This is a genomic window from Blastococcus sp. SYSU D01042 (genome assembly GCF_054050515.1).
On the sequence record NZ_JBJGZM010000005.1, the window covers coordinates 215,969 to 233,139 of the forward strand.

17 protein-coding genes are annotated in these 17,171 nt (G+C 70.4%); 13 read left to right on the plus strand and 4 right to left on the minus strand.

Translation table 11 applies throughout. From position 1 onward, the window contains the following. Positions 1-795 precede the first annotated feature (795 nt). The 4 genes from ACI79H_RS11900 to ACI79H_RS11915 all read right to left on the minus strand — a co-directional run bounded on the left by ACI79H_RS11900 (position 796) and on the right by ACI79H_RS11915 (position 4,108). Positions 796-1,455 carry an HD domain-containing protein gene (locus ACI79H_RS11900; protein ID WP_456554600.1) on the minus strand — a complete coding sequence of 220 codons (660 nt, stop codon included), beginning with the start codon at positions 1,453-1,455 and terminating at the stop codon, positions 796-798. After that, positions 1,452-2,720 (minus strand): hypothetical protein, encoded by a 1,269-nt coding sequence (locus ACI79H_RS11905; RefSeq protein ID WP_456554601.1) that lies wholly within the window; start codon positions 2,718-2,720, stop codon positions 1,452-1,454. Before ACI79H_RS11905 ends, ACI79H_RS11900 begins: the two co-directional genes overlap by 4 nt. Continuing rightward, complete coding sequence (locus ACI79H_RS11910; protein WP_456554602.1) at positions 2,717-3,178, minus strand: hypothetical protein; 462 nt, start codon at positions 3,176-3,178, stop codon at positions 2,717-2,719. The genes ACI79H_RS11905 and ACI79H_RS11910 overlap by 4 nt, the downstream gene beginning before the upstream one ends. Before the next feature lie 78 nt (positions 3,179-3,256). Beyond that, entirely contained in the window at positions 3,257-4,108 is an 852-nt protein-coding gene (locus ACI79H_RS11915; protein WP_456554603.1) for an ARPP-1 family domain-containing protein, read from the minus strand. A 74-nt stretch (positions 4,109-4,182) separates the two neighbouring features. Here ACI79H_RS11915 and ACI79H_RS11920 point away from each other — a divergent pair, with 74 nt between their 5' ends. The 13 genes from ACI79H_RS11920 (at position 4,183) to ACI79H_RS11980 (ending at position 17,062) form a co-directional block, all read left to right on the plus strand. Beyond that, entirely contained in the window at positions 4,183-5,355 is a 1,173-nt protein-coding gene (locus tag ACI79H_RS11920) for an NUDIX hydrolase (protein WP_456554604.1), read from the plus strand. A 110-nt stretch (positions 5,356-5,465) separates the two neighbouring features. Then, entirely contained in the window at positions 5,466-6,101 is a 636-nt protein-coding gene (locus tag ACI79H_RS11925) for a hypothetical protein (RefSeq protein WP_456554605.1), read from the plus strand. A 173-nt stretch (positions 6,102-6,274) separates the two neighbouring features. Next, entirely contained in the window at positions 6,275-6,562 is a 288-nt protein-coding gene (locus tag ACI79H_RS11930; protein WP_456554606.1) for a hypothetical protein, read from the plus strand. Continuing rightward, the gene (locus ACI79H_RS11935) at positions 6,559-7,602 is read left to right on the plus strand and encodes a hypothetical protein (RefSeq protein WP_456554607.1); all 1,044 of its coding nucleotides are present in this window, start codon (positions 6,559-6,561) and stop codon (positions 7,600-7,602) included. Before ACI79H_RS11930 ends, ACI79H_RS11935 begins: the two co-directional genes overlap by 4 nt. Before the next feature lie 95 nt (positions 7,603-7,697). After that, positions 7,698-8,999, plus strand: coding sequence for an exonuclease domain-containing protein (locus ACI79H_RS11940; RefSeq protein WP_456554608.1), 1,302 nt, complete (start codon positions 7,698-7,700; stop codon positions 8,997-8,999). Continuing rightward, a complete protein-coding gene (locus tag ACI79H_RS11945; protein WP_456554609.1) occupies positions 8,996-10,639 on the plus strand; it encodes an NERD domain-containing protein in 1,644 nt (547 codons plus the stop codon). Before ACI79H_RS11940 ends, ACI79H_RS11945 begins: the two co-directional genes overlap by 4 nt. Before the next feature lie 169 nt (positions 10,640-10,808). Beyond that, the gene (locus tag ACI79H_RS11950; RefSeq protein ID WP_456554610.1) at positions 10,809-11,300 is read left to right on the plus strand and encodes a hypothetical protein; all 492 of its coding nucleotides are present in this window, start codon (positions 10,809-10,811) and stop codon (positions 11,298-11,300) included. An 11-nt stretch (positions 11,301-11,311) separates the two neighbouring features. Beyond that, the gene (locus ACI79H_RS11955) at positions 11,312-12,565 is read left to right on the plus strand and encodes an MBL fold metallo-hydrolase (protein ID WP_456554611.1); all 1,254 of its coding nucleotides are present in this window, start codon (positions 11,312-11,314) and stop codon (positions 12,563-12,565) included. 113 nt (positions 12,566-12,678) lie between these two features. Beyond that, positions 12,679-13,857 carry a hypothetical protein gene (locus ACI79H_RS11960; protein ID WP_456554612.1) on the plus strand — a complete coding sequence of 393 codons (1,179 nt, stop codon included), beginning with the start codon at positions 12,679-12,681 and terminating at the stop codon, positions 13,855-13,857. Beyond that, complete coding sequence (locus ACI79H_RS11965) at positions 13,854-14,459, plus strand: hypothetical protein (protein ID WP_456554613.1); 606 nt, start codon at positions 13,854-13,856, stop codon at positions 14,457-14,459. Before ACI79H_RS11960 ends, ACI79H_RS11965 begins: the two co-directional genes overlap by 4 nt. A gap of 305 nt (positions 14,460-14,764) precedes the next feature. Then, positions 14,765-15,469 (plus strand): helix-hairpin-helix domain-containing protein, encoded by a 705-nt coding sequence (locus ACI79H_RS11970; protein ID WP_456554614.1) that lies wholly within the window; start codon positions 14,765-14,767, stop codon positions 15,467-15,469. 193 nt (positions 15,470-15,662) lie between these two features. After that, positions 15,663-16,634 carry a hypothetical protein gene (locus tag ACI79H_RS11975; protein WP_456554615.1) on the plus strand — a complete coding sequence of 324 codons (972 nt, stop codon included), beginning with the start codon at positions 15,663-15,665 and terminating at the stop codon, positions 16,632-16,634. Then, positions 16,631-17,062: a hypothetical protein gene (locus ACI79H_RS11980; RefSeq protein WP_456554616.1), complete on the plus strand. Its 432-nt coding sequence runs from the start codon at positions 16,631-16,633 to the stop codon at positions 17,060-17,062. Before ACI79H_RS11975 ends, ACI79H_RS11980 begins: the two co-directional genes overlap by 4 nt. Positions 17,063-17,171: the final 109 nt, after the last annotated feature.

A 17,171-nucleotide genomic window follows, 5' to 3' on the forward strand; every position in this document is an offset into this window, starting at 1 on the left:
CTGGTCTGGGCCGCTGCGGTCACCTTCAGCACCAGCGCTGGTTGCTTGGCCCTCTTGGGCGGCTGGCCGACTGTCCGTGCCGGTTGTGGTCGCCGCAGCACCTCAGCCACCTGAGCTTTGGTGACATCCGTCCCCCGCGCTCGCAGGAGTGCGGCGAGCCTCTTGTGACCGATCTGCGGATTGGCGTGTGCGGCGCGACGGATATCTGAAGCGAGCCCGCGTGGGATCCGGCTACTCGCCGTCGCCTGGCGGCTCCGGTTCGAGCTGGGAAGCGGCTTGCCGGTGATGGCCGAGACCTGGGACACAGTGACCGCGATGCCGGCCCTCATGAGCGACGCCGCGAGGGTTCGAACGTCGGCTCCCGGGTTGATGCGGGCAGCGGCCAAAACTCTCTTCCGGAGTGCCTTCGAGACAGGGCTCGAAGCACCGTCGGTGGCTCCACGGGCAGGAACGCGAGTGCCTGCACTCCGGCCAGTCGCTCCCCGGGTCCTCGACGTCCAGGGCGACTTGCTGCCTGCCCCCGCCTCACGCCGCGCTGACCGCGTGGTCGACAGGTCAGTTGACTGCAGATCCCACGGAGCCTGCGGCTCGACGTACTCGTCGTCCGACGAGCCATCGGGTCCGTCCCCCGCGTGGTCCGCGTACCAATCAGCGATCGACCTGGCCACCCCTGACCTCCTCCAAGCGCCTCGGAGGTGAAGACCATCACAGGGGTCTGACAGGAACAACGTCTCGCGGGCGTCGTGCCGCCCGTGGTGACCCCGGCGGGTGAGTCTTTCCGGTGCCGCCGATCCGTCAGGGCATCGCCGTCGGCACATCGGTGCGCGCAACGTCGGCCACGGCGAGTAGCTCGGTGACGGCGCGATGCAGCGCGTCGGCGATGGACGTTCGGGGCAGCCGCTCCGCGACCGCACGGTCCACGCGCGTGTAGTACCAGAGCAGCTCGTCGCGGCTCGCGTTGAACGTCGACCAGAACTCCTGTCCGTATCGGCGGACGTCGGCCGCGATGCAGAGCCCGTTGTGCGTCTTGTCCGCCGCCGCGACCAGTAGCGCGTCGAGCGGCTTGTCGGCCAGGCCGGCGACGTACGGCCGCTTCCGCTCCGCCCAGGTACCGCTCCGGTTGCCGTCGGCGTCGAGGCCGTCCGAGTACGCCCGGACGATGTCGGCGACCGCGTCACCGAAGCGCGACCGGATCTCGGCCAGCACCGCGCCGCCCTGGCCGGCCGGTGCGTCCTCGACCGCGTCGTGCAGGAGCGCCGCGACCGCCTGGTCCTCCGTGCCGCCGTGCTCCAGCACCAGCGCGCTGACGCTCATGAGGTGCGACATGTAGGACACGCGCGATCCCTTGCGCAACTGCTCGCGGTGGTGTCGCGATGCGTACAGGAGCGCCTCGTCGAACCGCTCACTCAGCGGGCCGGCACCCATGGTGGCGCGTGCCTCCAGAGTCGTGGTCATTGCTGTTCCTTCCCCGTCAGGACGGCGCTGACGATCGACTCGACGTCCGCCGCCACCGTCGTCTTCCGTGAGGCCGCCCGCATGGCGGCCCACTGGCTGTACTCGTCGTCGCCCGTGGCGTCCCAGTCCGCGTGCCACTCCCAGTAGCGGACGACCTCGACGGTCTCCGCGCCCGGCGCGTGCGTGACCGTGGCCCAGTCCTCGCCGCCGAGCCGCAGCTCCAAGGTCTCGGCGTGCGGAGCGGTCGGCGATCGCGTGAGCGCGCTGTGCACGACGCCGGGCACGGCACCGAGAACTGCGAGGAGCGTCGGATCCGAACCGACCCGGTCACCGCTCGCGCCGAACCAACGCAGGCGCACGTGAGTCGTCCCGTCGCGCTCCTCCTGCGACAGCACGCGGTCGCGGCCGCCGGTCACCAGCTCCTGCTCCTCCGCCTTGATCCCCGAATGCACCCACGCGGGCACGGCGGGGAACTCGCCGACCAGCTCGAACAGGAAGCGCGTGCCGAAGCCGGCGGCGACCGCGGGGGAGAGGGAGACGCCCCACAGCGGCATCTCGATCTGACCGGTCCGCAGCCGCGCCTCGATCTGCGGGTCCTCTCCGGGCTTGGAGGAGATCCCCCGGCCGGCGAAGCCGGCGGCGGGCAGGCCGACGGCGGTGGCCCAGGCGTCGGCGTCCCGGTGCGGTGCCGCGTTCACGGCCCGCAGCAGGGTGGTGCCCGCGTTCAGGACGTCGGGCCCCTTCCGTGCGTCCCGGTCGTAGCCGTCGATGAAGTCCGCGCGGAAGTAGTGCCGCACCCCGCTGAGCACGCGCGCGGCCGCGCGCACCGGGGAGGAACCGACGTCCCGTCCGCCCTGCCAGAGGGCGCAAGCTTCCGTGAGTGCCTCGTCCGGCACCGGCGGCTGGACGGCGGACCGACTCCACTGCAGGTGCTGCGCCTGAAGTCCTCTCAGCACTTCCACCGCGGTCGACACCTGGTGCGCGACCATCGTCACGGCCTCATCGGTGGTCGTCGCCCTGCCGGCTGTCCGACCTTTCGCGCCGACCGAGGTGAAGCCGTCGTCGGGGGCCGGCAGGTGGACCGTGCCGTCGTCGACCAGGTCGACCCACTGGTTGTAGTAGGTCGACGGGTGCTTGCTGCTGATCGTCACGTGCAGCGGGTGCCGCTCCGTCGTTTCCACTCGAACGGCGACGTCCTCGTCGGCCCATGAGGCGACCCGCTCCGCGACCTGTCGACGCACCTCGCGCAGATCGATGGCGCTCATCCGCACACCGGGCAGGCGCCGCTGGGGGTCAGCGCAAAGAAGTGGTCGGGACAGATCTTCGGTGCCTTGGCCGGCTTCTTGGCGTGCCCGCCCAGCGTCGACGTCGGTCCGGCGGCCTTGCCGGCGACCGCCTCGACGGCGAGGTCCAGGGCGGCTGCCCCGTGCTGGCCCAGCAGGTCGTCGCCCAGGTGCAGGTACGTCGTCGTCGCGTCCTTCCTCTCTTCTGTCGCCCCGGGGAACTGGTGCGCGGCTTCCGCGGCCCGCTCCGGTGGCAGGGCGATGGACACCCGGTTGCGGTGCGCGTACACCGCGATGGCGCCCGACAGCGACGGCCGGAGGCCGACGTAGGTGCCGGCGCGGTTCGACTCGATCGCGGTCCGGGTGGCCAGCTTCTCGGCCAGCTGACGCACCGGTGGGGTCGGGGCCAGGTCGTCGAGGTGTTCCTGCAGCGTGCTCATCGGTGTCCTCCGTGGGTGTCGTGGAGCCGCGTGACGAGAAGCCCGTGCGCGGCAGTCAGGTCCGGGGGTGGGTGGTCGTCACGCGTCCTGCAGGGCGGCGCAGAGATGCACGGTGCGGTCGCGCCAGCGGACGTCATCGACGCGGAGTCGACCGCCAGCAGAGAGTCGTCGGCCGAGGCCGGCAGGAGCGACGGGGGTTAGCCGGGTGCCCTCGACCCGTTCGGCGAACGACCGTGCCGACGCGCCGGACGTCCGGATGGCCGGCTTCCCGAGCGCGTCGAGGGTCGCGGCGTGCAGCAGGCCGAACCAGTGTTCGGTGAGCGTCCGCCCGCTGTCGAACACCTCCAGCCACGCGGGGCGGCCGGCGATGCCGACGAGAACTCCGCGCTGCCCGGACAGCGGGCGCAGTCCACGGGTGAGGTCGCGGGCCACGGGGCCGGCGCGGTCCAGCCGGTCGGCCAGCGATCCGGTGGGCGACGGGCCGGCCACGGCGTCGTAGCCCCGGACCCGGTCCCACACCGCCTGCTGGGCGTCGGGACGGTCGAACCGGGCCCGCACCGCGAAGGGCACGCGGCGCGCCTTCCGCGAGTGTGCGAGCTCGCCGCCCCACCGGCCCTCCTCGACGCAGACCACGCGTTCGACGGACGGCGTGCCCGGTGCGAGCAGCGTGGTCGCCGTCAGGGCCCGGGTCTGCCAGCCGCCCTCGAGCAGCTCGCCCGAGAGCAGGAGCACGGGGCGTTCCCCGCGGTTGGTCACCACGAGCTGGTCGACGGCCGGGGAGCCGGCGCGCTCCGCGACCTGGACGGGTGCGGAGGCGCCGGTCAGGTAGCGGCGATGGACCGAGGGGGCGTCGGTCCAGACGGGGAAGACGGTCAGCGGACCGCGGGTGGTGCCGGAACCGACGTGCAGCCGAACGGGGGAGTGCGCCATGTCGCCACCTCTACTTCGAAGCACTTTTGCGTGCAAGCAGACTAAACAGCAAACATGCCGGTAGTGTCAACCGGGTGAGCGACACGCCTGCGCAGCGCCGTCATCGGGACAGCTCGAACCGCACGTTGGCGGACTACCCCCGCCCCTCGGTCGCCGTCGACACCGCCGTCCTCGTGGTCGACGTGGCGCATGGCGAGCTCGGCGTCCTCCAGCACGAACGCTCCGACAGCGGTGCGCACGGCGGCGAGTGGGCGCTTCCCGGCACCTTCCTGCACGAGGGGGAGACGCTGGCCGACGCGGTGCTCCGGTCGCTCGCCGAGAAGGTCGGTCTCCGCGGGACGCGCCCTCAGCAACTGCACGTCTTCGACGACCCCGATCGCGACGACCGGGGCTGGGTCCTCTCCGTCGCCCATGTCGTCCTGCTGCTGGGTCAGGACGTCGACCCGGTGGTCGCCGGCCGTCCGGACGTGCGCGTCGTCCCCGTCGAGGACGCCGTTGGGCAGCCGTTCGACCACGACGAGATCGTGGGACTCGCCGTCGACCGCGTCCGGCAGGACTACGCCCTGCAGCCCGACCCGGCGGGCCTGCTCGGTGAGCAGTTCACCCTCAAGGCGCTGCAGGCTCTTCACGACGCGGTTGCGCCCCGGCCCGGACCCGGGGAGGCCCGGCCGTCCATCGACACCTTCCGGCGGTACATGGTCGGCCGGGGGTTGATCCGACCCACGGGCCAGTCGGCGCGCAAGGAGCCGGGCTCGAGCGTGATGGGCAAGCCGGCGGAGCTCTACCGCCGGTCCGCGGACGGTCGGGACCCGACCGACGTGCTGGGGATCCGCCCGGTGCGCAAGGACCGCAACCGGACCGATCGAGGGGGAGACGCGTCCGGGCCCGCACGCTCGTTCCGGGCGTTGACGGGCCACAAGGTGAACCCGCACATCCAGCGCTTCGTGGACGAGGTCGGCACGCGCGTGCCGCTCACGCTCACGGTCATGCCGCACTACGTGGCCGTTCGCCCGTTCGGGGAGGAGCGGGTAGCCGCCTACGCCCGGCCACAGACGCTGTCCATCGGCCTCGACCCCGCCGACGCGGTTGCGTTGACCGAGGACTTCCCCGGCTTCCGGCTCGAGCAGACCTCCGCCGCCACGCACCACGTGCACGTGCCGATGCTTGCTCTGGCCGACCCGGACGAGCGGCGTGCGGCTATGTCCGCGCTCGAGCGGGCGCTCACCCGGGTTTCCGGCTCGCAGTGACGGAGACCGACTCGACCGACCGACGTGCGGTTCGCTGATCATTTTGTCGGTGGTAGCTGTCACGCTCCCCGCCCGGCCGTTCCGCGACGGCCGCGAGGACGGGGAGTGGCATGAGTCGGTCGATCGGTGTGCAAGAGGGACGCGTGTGCCCGGAGTGTGGTCGGGAGGACTCGATCCCGCTGCTCTACGGGATGCCGGGGCTGGACGACTTCCGGCTGGCCGAGCGCGGACTCGTCGCGCTCGCCGGCTGCGTGGTGCCGGGCGAGGTGGATGCGTTCGTCTGCCGGTCCTGCGACCTGCAGTGGGGGAGCGAGTCGGACCCGACCGCGGACGAGGCGGAGCTGACCGAGCTTCTCGGCGTCGAGTACGCCGACCTCGTGCGGGCGCTGGGTACCGGGTGGCGGCGCGAGGGGGGAGCGGTCGGCCCGGACGGCGTGGCCTGGTTCGTGAGCGGCGAGCCGGCGCAGGTCGCGATCGCCGTCCAGGGCCCGTGGTTCGTGCTGGCCGGCCCCCTCACCTCCTGGGGCGAGCAGCGGCCCGGCCCGCTGATGAGCGACGAGCCGCGGTTCACCAGGGACGACGTCCTTTACCTGCCGGACGTCGTCGCCGACGCCGCCGAGGCAATCGCCTCGCGGCGGCGCCACTCGTTCCGCTGGTGTCGCACCTGTCGTCGGGCGCAGGCGCCCGAGTCCCTCGTTGCGTCCGCCGGCACGTGCCGGACATGCGCTCAGGCTCACAACGACTGACACAAGACGGGCGGGGCTCCCGGGCGACTGCCAATTGGAGTGAGTCGGATCCGCGTGCCGTGGAATGGGCAGGACGGCGTGCCGATGACGAGTTGCCATGAGGCCAACGTGCCTTGGTGTCCACCCACGGGGGAGTCATGACCTCAGTACCGCCGTCCAGTGAGTCCGTCGGCATGCGCGGCCTCCTCAGGAGTGGCATGTCGGCCGCGGGCAAGTACGTCGCAGACATGGAACTGGACAAGAAGGTGGCGCCCGTCGTCGAGCAGGGAAAGCATGCTGCGAGGACGGGGCTCGGCGCAGTCGCCCACGCCAGTAGCCAGGTCCGAGAAGTCGTCTCTCAAGAACAGATGTGGGAGCGGCAACACGCTCTTGTCGACCAACTCGTCGACGTCATAGCACTACAGCAGGGGCTCATCGAGGACCTGCGGGATCGTGTGGCTGCGCTGGAATCCTCGCCGTGACTGACGCGACGAGAACGCGTATCGAATCGCTTCATCATCGCGCTTCGCTCCCCGGGGCGGCCGCCGTTCCGTGGCCGGCCGTCAGGGCGAACCTGGAATCCATCCGGGCGCGGCGTGGCGAAGACTGGTCCACCCTTGGCCTGGCCGTAGACGGCTGGGTCACCGCCGCGGAAGACGAGTGGTCCGTGGAGGTGGCCGACGCCGTCGAGCATCTCGGCTGGGGCGAAGAGTGGAACCCTCGGTCGCCTCGGTTTCTGGTCCACGCGGTGACGGGAAATGAGGCCCGAGGGTTCGTCAGCGGCGTCAAGGGTGCGTTGTTCGAATCTCAAGTCGCTGACCGGGCGGAAGCAGGCGATATCGACCTGCCGGACGGTGCAGACAGCCTGAAGCTTGCCGCGGATCTGCAGCAGCCTGGCTGGGACGCGGAACTTCTCGAAGCCGGTGAGGTCATCGGCGTCGTCCAGATGAAGGCCACGAGCGACCTCGGATACCTCAAGGAGCACTTCGAGCGTTACCCGGACATCAGCGAGGTCATCGCCACCTCGGAGGTCGCCGGGGTGGCGGCTGTACAAGGGCTGCCGGTGACCGATGGCGGGATCACCAACGATGCCCTCGAGCGGACCCTCGAAGACGCTGTGGATTCTTTGGAAGCAGCGAGCCTGATGCACGAGGTGCTGCCCGTCGTCGGGCTCGGCGCGCTTGCTTTGCGGGGCCGTCAATGCGGCGCGCAGTGGCGCGTCGCTCGAAGAAATCGGGTTGCTGGTCAAACAGGAGGGCTTCAGCCTGGTCGCAGTCAACGCACTCGGGCTGATGGTGGAGACGGCCACGGGAACGGTCATCTTGCGCCCCGTGACAACCACAGCGGTGCGGCTCGGGGTGTACCGCGCTCGGGCACAACGCGCGGCCGTTGTCCGGCTCGAGGCTCAGTGTGCTGCGTTGTCCGACTTGCGGGCTCGAGCTGTGGGAGTGCTCTGATTCCTCGGCCTCGCCCCCACGGGCGGCGCCGGTGTGGTGGGTGGTGCCGAAGCGACGCCGTCTGACCGGAAAGCCGCGGTTCCGTCACTCAACCGTGCCATGGTCCGCCCGGCATCGCACCCGCTCGCCGATACAAGGCCGCACCTGGAGAGGAGCCGTCGTGACTGTCGCTGTCATCGACGTGGAGACCACGGGGTTGTCCCCGCGCACCGATCGCGTTCTCGAGGTCGGGCTGGTGCTCCTCGACTCCCACGGTGAAGTCGAGGCCGAGTTCGAGACGCTGATCAACCCGGGTCGCGACGTCGGACCGAGCGGGTTGCACGGCATCACCGCCTCCGATGTCGTCAACGCGCCGGCCTTCGCCGAGGTCGCGCCGCATCTGCGCTGGCTCATGGCCGGGCGGGTCGTCGTCGCCCACAACGCGCTCTTCGACCTGCGGTTCCTCGCCCGGGAGTTCGCCCGGTCCGGGCTGCGGTTCGACCTGTTCCCGTCGCTGTGCACGATGCGGCTGGCACCGTCCTTCTTCGGCGCGGGCACCCGCTCACTGCAGGCGCTGTGCGGCTTCCTCGACATCCCGCTGGATCGAGGACACGCAGCGCTGCACGACGCCCGCGCCACGGCGGAACTGATGCTGTCGATGCTGGCCTCCGACCTCGGGCAGGGCTCCCTGGCCGGAGCCGGGGTCCGCGTCGACTTCGCCGACGACGGCAGCTACCTCGGCTTCGAGGCCCTCGGCGGCGGATGGGCGGACCTCGTCGCGGCCGCCGCCGCGCACGCCGACGCCTCTTCGGTGATGCCGTGCCGGACCCTGCCCCGTGACATCGCCACCGCGGCCGTGCGGGAGCGGGACGGCTACCTCGGGGGCCTCGTTGCGGCGCTGCCGGCGCTCGACGATGCGCCACCGAGCATGGCGCCGTACCTGACGGTGCTGGACCAGGTCCTCGAGGACCGGCTGGTCAGCGTCACCGAAGCGCAGCAGCTGATGGCGCTGGCCGAGGAGTTGGGCTGCGGTGGCGACCACGTCGTCGCGGCGCACCGCATCTACCTGGAGGCGCTCGCCACCGCCGCGCACGCCGATGGCGTGGTCACCGACGACGAGCGGGGCGACCTGGACCGGGTCGCCGTCCTGCTGGGCATGGGCAGTCGTGACGTCGACCTGGCGCTGTCCGTGGTCCGCAGCGGCGCTCAGGTCTCCCTGCCACGGCGGGCCGACGTCTTCGCCGCCGGGGACAAGGTCGTCTTCACCGGGGCCATGAGCCGCAGCCGGGCCGAGCTGGAGCAGGCGGCCCGGGACGCCAGGCTGGTGCCCAGCTCCTCGGTCTCCAAGCAGACCGCCGTCCTCGTCTGCGCGGACCCGCACTCCCAGTCGGGCAAGGCGGCCAAGGCCAGGACGCTCGGTGTGCGGGTCATCAGCGAGGCGGTGTTCTGGGAGTCCCTCTCGGTGCTGGGTGCGTCGGCATGACGGCGCGCCTCTTCCCGGACGACCCGCAGTTCGGCTCGGCCTCGGAGCGGCTACTCGTCGAGAAGCTGCAGGAGCAGCTGCCGGACGACGCCGTCCTCTTCTGCAACCTCCGCTTCAGCGACGGCAGGCAGGACCGCGAGGCCGACGTCGTCGTCGCGTGGCCCGGTGTGGGCATCGCCGTCGTCGAGGTCAAGGGCGGCAGCGTGACGCTGGACCGGGGGGAGTGGCGGCAACGGCAGGACGGCGTCGACCGCGTCATCCACCCGGTCGACCAAGCGGTCGCCTGCAAGTACCTGCTCTGCGACTACCTCGCCGAGCACCCCCGCTGGACCGGCGGACGCCCACGAACGGCGCACCTCGTCGCGGTGCCGGCAACCACGCTGCCCGGCGACTTCATCGCACCAGGCCTCGCCCGCTGGATGGCCCTCGACGTCACCGACGTCCCGCACACCGCCGCGCGCATCCGGGCGGCGCTGGAGAAGGTCCGCGACGAGCCGGAACCGCCCACGGCCGACGACGTCGAGGAGCTCGTCGACTGCCTGGCCGGGACGGCGATCCCGCAGCAGCACCTGCTGGCCGAGCTGGCCGAGCGTGAAGCGGCGTGCGAGCTGCTCACCCAGGACCAGGCCAAGGTTCTCGACCTGCTGAGCGAATACGCGCGGGTGGAGATCCGCGGCGGGGCCGGGTCGGGCAAGACCTGGCTGGCGGTGGAGAAGGCCCGCAGGCTCGCCGCGGACGGCCAGCGGGTGGCGCTCATGTGTTACTCCCGTGGCCTGGCCGAGTTCCTCCGGCGCCGCGTCGAGAAGAAGCACAAGAGGCAGCGGCCGGCCTACGTCGGCACCTTCCACAACCTTGGCATCGACTGGGGCGTGCCCCCCGGCTCCGACGACGACAGCCGGTACTGGGAGGAGTTTCTGCCCGCCGAGATGGTCAAGCTGGCCGGCGCCCTACCCGAGGAGCAGCGGTTCGACGCCGTCGTCATCGACGAGGGCCAGGACTTCGCGCAGAGCTGGTGGGACGCCGTCGTCGCCGCACTCCGCGAGCCTGAGCGGGGCTGCCTCTACGTCTTCTCCGACGAAGGGCAGCGCATCTTCGCCCGCCAGGGTCGGCCCACCGTCGAGCTCATGCCGATCCCGCTCAACGAGAACCTGCGCAACACCAAGCAGATCGCCGGCACCTTCTCCAGCCTCGCCCCGGAGCAGATGCGGATCCGAGGCTCCTCCGGCGTGCCGGTGCGGTTCGTCCAGTGCTCGCCGGAGGAAGCGGTGGAGGCTGCCGACGACGTCGCCGAGGAGCTGCTCGACGAGGGATGGCCGCCGGAGGCCCTGGCGCTCCTGACCACGCACCGCCGGCACCCGGTGCAGGTGGAGCGGCAGGAGGAAGGTCAGGACGCCTACTGGGCGACCTACTGGGAGAACGACGACCTGTTCTACGGGCACGTGCTCGGGTTCAAGGGGCTCGAGCGGCCCGCCGTCGTCCTGGCCGTCAACGGCTTCCGCGACGAGGCCCGTGCGCGGGAGATGCTCTACGTCGGGCTGTCACGGGCCCGCGACCTGCTGGTCGTCTGTGGCGACCTCGAGGAGATCCGCCGCGTCGGCGGCGAGGCGGTCGCCCGACGGCTCATCGCTCAGCCGTCGTAGCAGCTCGGGGCGTGCCTACCCGGTGCCGGTGAGGCGAGGGCAAGGGGGCGGTAACCGGACCCACCTGCCCTCACCCGGCCGGGTGGATGACGGTTTCCCCGACGCAGAGCGACCGGAACTGTCGTACCCCTCCAGGAAGCTGTCGGCGACAAGATCACGGGGGTGACACATGAGCACGGAGGACGTGCTGCTCTACCGGACGGCATCCGGAGGTCGTCTGCACATCCGGAACTGCCCGCATCTCATGGGCTCCGAGGTTATGGCGGCCGCCGACACGGATGGCGAGATCTGCAACTGGTGCGACAAGGAGATCCGTGGGGAGGGTCGTGAGTGCTTTGTCGATCTCGATGCTGCGCTTCGTGCCTTCGGCGGGCCACAGGGGAATTGGCCGCTGATCCGTGAGCACCTGGCCGGCGTCCACCCCGACGAGGTGTGGATCCCGTTCAGCCGCTCCTACATCGCGCTCGGCCTGAAGGGCCGTGCGGTCGCCTGGGTCGGCAAGACTTACGTGCAGCCGCCGGAGGGCGACTACATCGAACTGCCGGGATTCCGACCCGGCAGTGGTGGGGGCGTCGCTGCCGAGGACACGTGGGGCGACATGTGCGAGGTGCACAACGTCTCTCGCTCTCGTAGCGGCGCGTGCGGGATGTGCTTCGACTGACCGGGTCGGGCATGCGCGTCCGCATTCATCGGGGGGCGCGCGAGATCGGCGGCTCCTGCATCGAGGTCGAGTACGGAGGGGGCCGCCTTGTCCTCGACGTGGGGAAGCCGCTGACCGCGGGACCGCGGGAGCACGTACCCCTACCGGCGGTACCCGGGCTGGCGGACGGCGGTGACCCATCCCTGCACGGCGTCCTCATCTCCCACCCGCACCTGGATCACTACGGCCTCGTCGACCAGGTCCACCGGACGGTGCCCGTCTATGCCGGCCGCGAGGCGTCGGCGCTCGTGTCGGCGGCGCGGTTCTTCTCTCCGATGGGTCCGGAGCTCCGGCCGACCGGTCACCTCGCGGATCGCCGACCGTTGCGGCTCGGCCCTTTCACCGTGACCCCGCACCTGGTCGACCACAGCGGCTTCGATTCCTACGCGCTGCAGATTGACGCCGGCGGTCGACGGTTGCTCTACACCGGCGACCTCCGCGGTCACGGGCGCAAGGCTGGTCTCTTCGACGGCATGCTGGCCGCGCCGCCGTCTGGAGTCGACACGCTGCTCATGGAGGGCACCCACGTGCGCGCCGAGCCCGGCGGCGAGGAAGCGGCCCAGGCGAGCGAGACGGACGTCGAGCTAGCTATGGCGCGCACGTTCCGGCGCACGCCGGGGCTGCCCGTCGTGGCGTCCTCGGCGCAGAACATCGATCGCCTGGTCACGGTGTACCGCGCTGCCCGTCGGGCCGGTCGCATCCTGCTGCTCGACCTGTACACGGTGACCATCGTGCGGGCAATCGGGCGCTCCACCATCCCGCAGCCCGGGTTCCCGCGGCTGGGGGTGTTCATCCCGCGACGCCAGCGGGTGCTGGTCAAGCGGAGCGGGGAGTTCGAGCGCGCGTCCGCCGTCCGTGCCCTCCGGGTCTTCCCCGAGCAGCTGCTCGCCAATCCGTCTCGATACGTCGTCCTCACCGGCAGTTCGGCGGTGGACGAGCTGCTGGTCGGAGGCCAACTGCGGGCCGGTGTCATCGTGTGGTCGCTGTGGCGGGGATACCTCGACGACCCCAGTGGGCAGCGGCTCATGTCCCAGGCCGCCGCCCACGGTGTTCCGCTTGTGCAGCACCACACGTCGGGCCACGCGCCCCTCAGCGACCTAAAGCGCCTCGTCGCCGCCCTCCGTTCGCGGCGGATCGTGCCGATACACACCGAAGGCGCGCACGCGTACTCCCGCCACTTCCCGGCGGTCACCCCTCAGGTCGACGGCACCTGGTGGGACGTCTGAGATGCCGAACCGAAAGGCCGAAGATGGCTGCTGACAACCCCGTGGCGTCACTCCTGGAGCGCGTGCCCGGCATGTCTTGCATAGACGACTCGAGTGACCGGATCAATTCCGTCGTGGGCAGCGTCGTCCGGTGCGTTCACAAGGGCCGGCGGGCTGTTGCCGTCGGTGCCGAGACCAAGGTGCGGATCGGCGCGCTGCTGGATCTGGTGGATCTCCACCTCCACTCCGCAGACACGGTTTGCCAGACACCCGTGGCCCCCGACGAGGTGACGGTCTTCTTGGTCGAGGACACGTGGGACACGGAGGCGGAAGGGGCACTCCGAACGCTGGCCGCCCAACTCGATACGAAGTTCCGGGTTGACCTGCGCCGACTCACCAGCCGTGGAGAAATCCTCCCGATCAGCGCGCACGGACTCGACGACCTCGGTGACCACCAGAAGTACCGGTACTCCGACTGGCGCCGGTACTTCGAGGACATCGGCGAGCACCCGTCGGCCCTGGTCGAGCGCATCCTTGCCGAGGTTCCCCGCGAGAGCTTTCGCGCCTACCCCATGCTGACGAACAAGGGGCGGTGGTCACTGCGGCTCGAGGGCCTGGAGGTGGCGCAAGTCGGGCAGCGTCGCGGTTGGGTCGACGTCGCCAAGGATTACATGGGAAGACGAGGCCCCGAGCGGACGGCGTGGCTGGCGCAGGTGCCCGGGGGGAGGCTCGAGGTCACAGACGACGACGCATCGGTCGGCCGCGCCGCAGAGGCCATCAACCGTTTCGCGGATGCCTGGGGCGACATCCTGTCCGTCAGTCTGAAACAGAACGAGCACGCGCTCGAGTCCCGGATCCTTCGCGGCGTCGTGCCGATTCATGTGTCGAGCGGCGAGCTGCAGCTCCTCGGCGGACGAGACGCGCGGGTGAGCTGGGGCAGTCAGTTCCCGACGCGCTGGGGCCGCACGTCGTCCAACGCGGGTCGGTACCTCGATGCATTGCTGCGCGACGGATCCACACCATGGGCCCTTGAGATCAAGATCGAGGGGTCCGGCGGGGTCGGAAACTACTACCGGCATGCCGTCGAGCAGGCGGTTCTCTACCGGCACTTCATCCGGCAGGCCACGCACCTCGCCCCGTGGTTCGAGCGGTTCGACCTTGACCACACTGCCTGCCGGGCCGCCGTCGTCGTCCCCGAGTTCCGGGAGGGGACCGAGGGATGGGTGGAGCGGCTTCGCGCGCTGTGCGAGGTGTTCGACGTCGAGTTGGTCACGGTGCCCGAGCGTTTCGCCGAGGCCAGGCCGCTCCCGTGACCGAGGGCCGACCTGTTCAGCCGCTGGTCGTCACCAGTCTGGCCGACCTCCTGGCAGCTGTCGGCTGTGCCGATCTGCAGGCGCTGTCCGACGTCGTGGACGGTGATTGTGATCCGGACATGTGGGTCGACGAGATCGACGGCGGGGTAGAGGTTGGCAGCGGATGCCACTCCACCGCCTTGACCTACCCATTCCCCGTCACGGACTTCTGGACCGTGGTGGACGAGGTCGAGCAGGAGGAGAACGTGCGGATGGAAGCAGCGGACGCCGCCGGTGAGGACGACCGTGGGATCGACCAGCTCATCAGCGCCCGGGAGTCGAACCCGACAGGCGCCTACGACGAGGTCTTCGACGAGGTGGCCGCTCGGGTTGGCGCAGCCGGCAGCGCTGGGAAGGTGGACATCGGCGCGCTGCTCTTCTGGAAGCGGCTCCGGGCCGACACGCCATGGGTTGCGGCTCTCCACCAGGTGGCCGACTCCTACGTCCGAGAGGTCACCGCGCGGGCCGTTCGGGCAGCTCGCGACGACACGGGTCACCACGCCCGAGGCAGCGTCGGCGGCACGTCGGGCGTTGGTGGGGCTGCCCGGGTTCACTACCGGTGACGCGCTGGCGTCCGCACTCATCGCGGCGGCGGCCCCCGAGCGGATGGCCGTGTACGACGGGCGAGCCCATGCTGCGCTCGGAAGAGTGCTTGGTCGCGACATCGGACATGGCCCCGGTCGCTATCGCCGCTACATGACCGAGATCGTCGGTGTCCTCGCGTCGGTCCGAGTGCACAGGCCAGGATGGACGGCGCGGGACGTCGATCTGGCGCTCTTCTGGCTCGGCGGCCGGACGGACGCGTCGTAGCCGTCGACGACAGCTGCCGACAGAGCCGGTCCGGCTATACGAACAGCGACGGAGTCCGATGAGCGAGTTCCGACCGGCCCTCTCGACGGCGGGTGCCGGCGTCCCGCAGGAGCCGGTCCGGGGCGGCGTCTGGTACTACGTCGTCACCGTCGCCACGGTCGGCACCTTCGTCGCGGCCCCGTTCTGGCACGCGGCCGGCCGGCTGGGCCGACCCGAGGTGCGCAGGCTCGCGATCGCCTACACGGTGGCCGGTGTCTACCTCGTCGTGCTGGCGGTGCTGAACCCCCGGCGGCCCGACGGGACCTACGCGAGCGAGGCGCTGAATGGCTTGCTCGGCGCGAGCGCGCTCATAGTGATCATCGCCGGTTGTGTGCAGCTGCGCGGCCTGCGGCGCCGGGTGTACGGCGGCGGGGGAGTGGTGCCCGTCCAGCGCGATCCCGCTGTCGCGCGGGCGCTCGAGGGCAGCGGTCGTCGGGAGGAGGCGCGGCAGCTGATCGCTCGGGACCCGGGCATTCGCAGGGAACTCGGCGTCGGCCGTCCGGACCTCGGCCGCGGCTACGACGACGGCGGTCTGATCGACCTCAACACCGCGCCCGCCACGCTCATCGCGCAGGTGTGCGGCATCGATCGATCGCACGCCGAGGCCATCGTCGCCGGACGTGAGGCCCGCGGCGGCACGTTCTTCAACATCGGCGAGGTGCTCGTCGAAGGTCCGCTGCCGCCGCACGTCCAGGACCAGTTGCGCGAACGCGCCATCTTCTGATCACGGGCAGCACACCGAGCAGACATGACCCCGTCGGCTCGACGACATCTCGATCACATGGGCACCGCCGGCACCACCTGCCCGAGGGGCCCGTTCGGACGTCACGGTCGGCATGGTGCGCCCCAGAAATCGAGCGAGAAGCACTTACGGTCGTCGCCAACGACCAGGATCGCTCACGCCGGAGGACGCAGCCGTGGTTCTACCCCTCATCCCGCTCGCTCTGATCGGGCTCGGCGCGAGCACGGGCCTCGGTGGCCTGGTTACCGGCGTCATGGGTGGCATGAAGATGAAGGACGCCGGGGCCATCGCCGACGCGGCTCGTAAGCGCTACGACAACTCCATAGCGCTCACCGAGGAGCGCGTCGGCGACAGCAACGAGCGCATCCAGCAATACGGCCGGCAGCAGGAGCAGTCCCGTCGGCTGGTGATCGAGCGCATGGGCGCATTCATCGAACGCCACCGTCAGCAGGTCAAGCAGAATGCGGCGCAGTTGCTCGACGGGCTGAATGTCGAACAGCGGGAGATCGAGGCCTTCACCGGAGTGCTCACCGCGGACGTTAACTGGCTGAAGGGCGCCGGCATGGCGGCTCTCACCGGAGCGGGCACCTCCGTGGGGATCCCGGGTGCAGTCACGGCGCTTGGAGCCGCAAGTACCGGGACGGCCATCAGTTCACTGTCCGGCGCCGCTGCGCAGAACGCCACCATGGCCTACCTGGGTGGTGGATCCCTGGCTGCCGGCGGGGGAGGCGTCGCAATGGGCACCGCCGCGCTCGGTGTGGTCACCATCGGACCGACCCTGCTCATCGGTGGTCTGACCTTGAACGGCCAGGGCGAGAAGGCCATGACCAACGCGAAGGACTACGAAGCGAAGGTTGCCATCGCGGTCGAGGACCACGCGGCGTTCCGCTCATCCCTTGACACGCTCGACACCCGCGTCGAGGAAGTGAGCGACGTCCTTGCCGGACTCGTACACCGAGCTCAGGAGGCGCTCTTCGTTCTGGAGCAGCTGGACTTCGACTCGAAGCAGCACTCCGGCGAGTTCAAGCGCGCCTTCTCCCTGACGCGAGCGGTGCGGGACATCTGCGCCGTCCCTCTGATCGCCGAGGACGGACAGATGAACTCGGATATGACCAGCGTGATCCTCAAGTACAAGGAGATGAAGTGACGGTCGCCAAGAAGCCGGTGGAGGGCGAAGTCCTCCCGCCTGCCGGGTCCGCGTTGCGCGCGGTCGACGCCCTCGGGGCGCTCAACAACGTCATCGACGGCGCCAGGGACTACCTCCGCCTGCGCGAGGAAGAGCACACCAAGCGCGCGAAGATCGACGCCCACGCCACGGTCGAGGTCACTCGGATCCAGGAAGCGAGCTCCCTGCTCAAGCACTACTTCGAGCAGGTCTTCGCCGAGCGATCCACGACGATCGACGGGCTCTTCCGGCACCTGGACGTCGCCATGATGAGCGGTAACGAGAACGCCACGACCGCCGCGCTCGAGGGGATCGTCGACCTGGCCAAGTCGTCACCTCTGGCCGACATCGGCGACCTGAGCCAGATCCGGAAGGCGCTGGACGACCCCGACCACGTCTGGGAGCTGTAGCCCTCCTGCGAAGCCATCGACGACGCTGATCAGGCTTCCCGGGTGGCTGTGCCCTACGCCGTTCTGCTGATCAGCAGGGTTCGGTGGCCGCCGTCACAGCAGGGTCACG

Excerpts from the sequence above, each read along its gene's own strand:
- ACI79H_RS11900 (WP_456554600.1), bottom strand. The coding sequence starts at position 1,455 with ATGACCACGACTCTGGAGGCACGCGCCACCATGGGTGCCGGCCCGCTG.
- ACI79H_RS11905 (WP_456554601.1), bottom strand. The coding sequence starts at position 2,720 with ATGAGCGCCATCGATCTGCGCGAGGTGCGTCGACAGGTCGCGGAGCGG.
- ACI79H_RS11910 (WP_456554602.1), bottom strand. The coding sequence starts at position 3,178 with ATGAGCACGCTGCAGGAACACCTCGACGACCTGGCCCCGACCCCACCG.
- ACI79H_RS11915 (WP_456554603.1), bottom strand. The coding sequence starts at position 4,108 with ATGGCGCACTCCCCCGTTCGGCTGCACGTCGGTTCCGGCACCACCCGC.
- ACI79H_RS11925 (WP_456554605.1), top strand. The coding sequence starts at position 5,466 with ATGAGTCGGTCGATCGGTGTGCAAGAGGGACGCGTGTGCCCGGAGTGT.
- ACI79H_RS11930 (WP_456554606.1), top strand. The coding sequence starts at position 6,275 with ATGCGCGGCCTCCTCAGGAGTGGCATGTCGGCCGCGGGCAAGTACGTC.
- ACI79H_RS11945 (WP_456554609.1), top strand. The coding sequence starts at position 8,996 with ATGACGGCGCGCCTCTTCCCGGACGACCCGCAGTTCGGCTCGGCCTCG.
- ACI79H_RS11950 (WP_456554610.1), top strand. The coding sequence starts at position 10,809 with ATGAGCACGGAGGACGTGCTGCTCTACCGGACGGCATCCGGAGGTCGT.
- ACI79H_RS11955 (WP_456554611.1), top strand. The coding sequence starts at position 11,312 with ATGCGCGTCCGCATTCATCGGGGGGCGCGCGAGATCGGCGGCTCCTGC.
- ACI79H_RS11970 (WP_456554614.1), top strand. The coding sequence starts at position 14,765 with ATGAGCGAGTTCCGACCGGCCCTCTCGACGGCGGGTGCCGGCGTCCCG.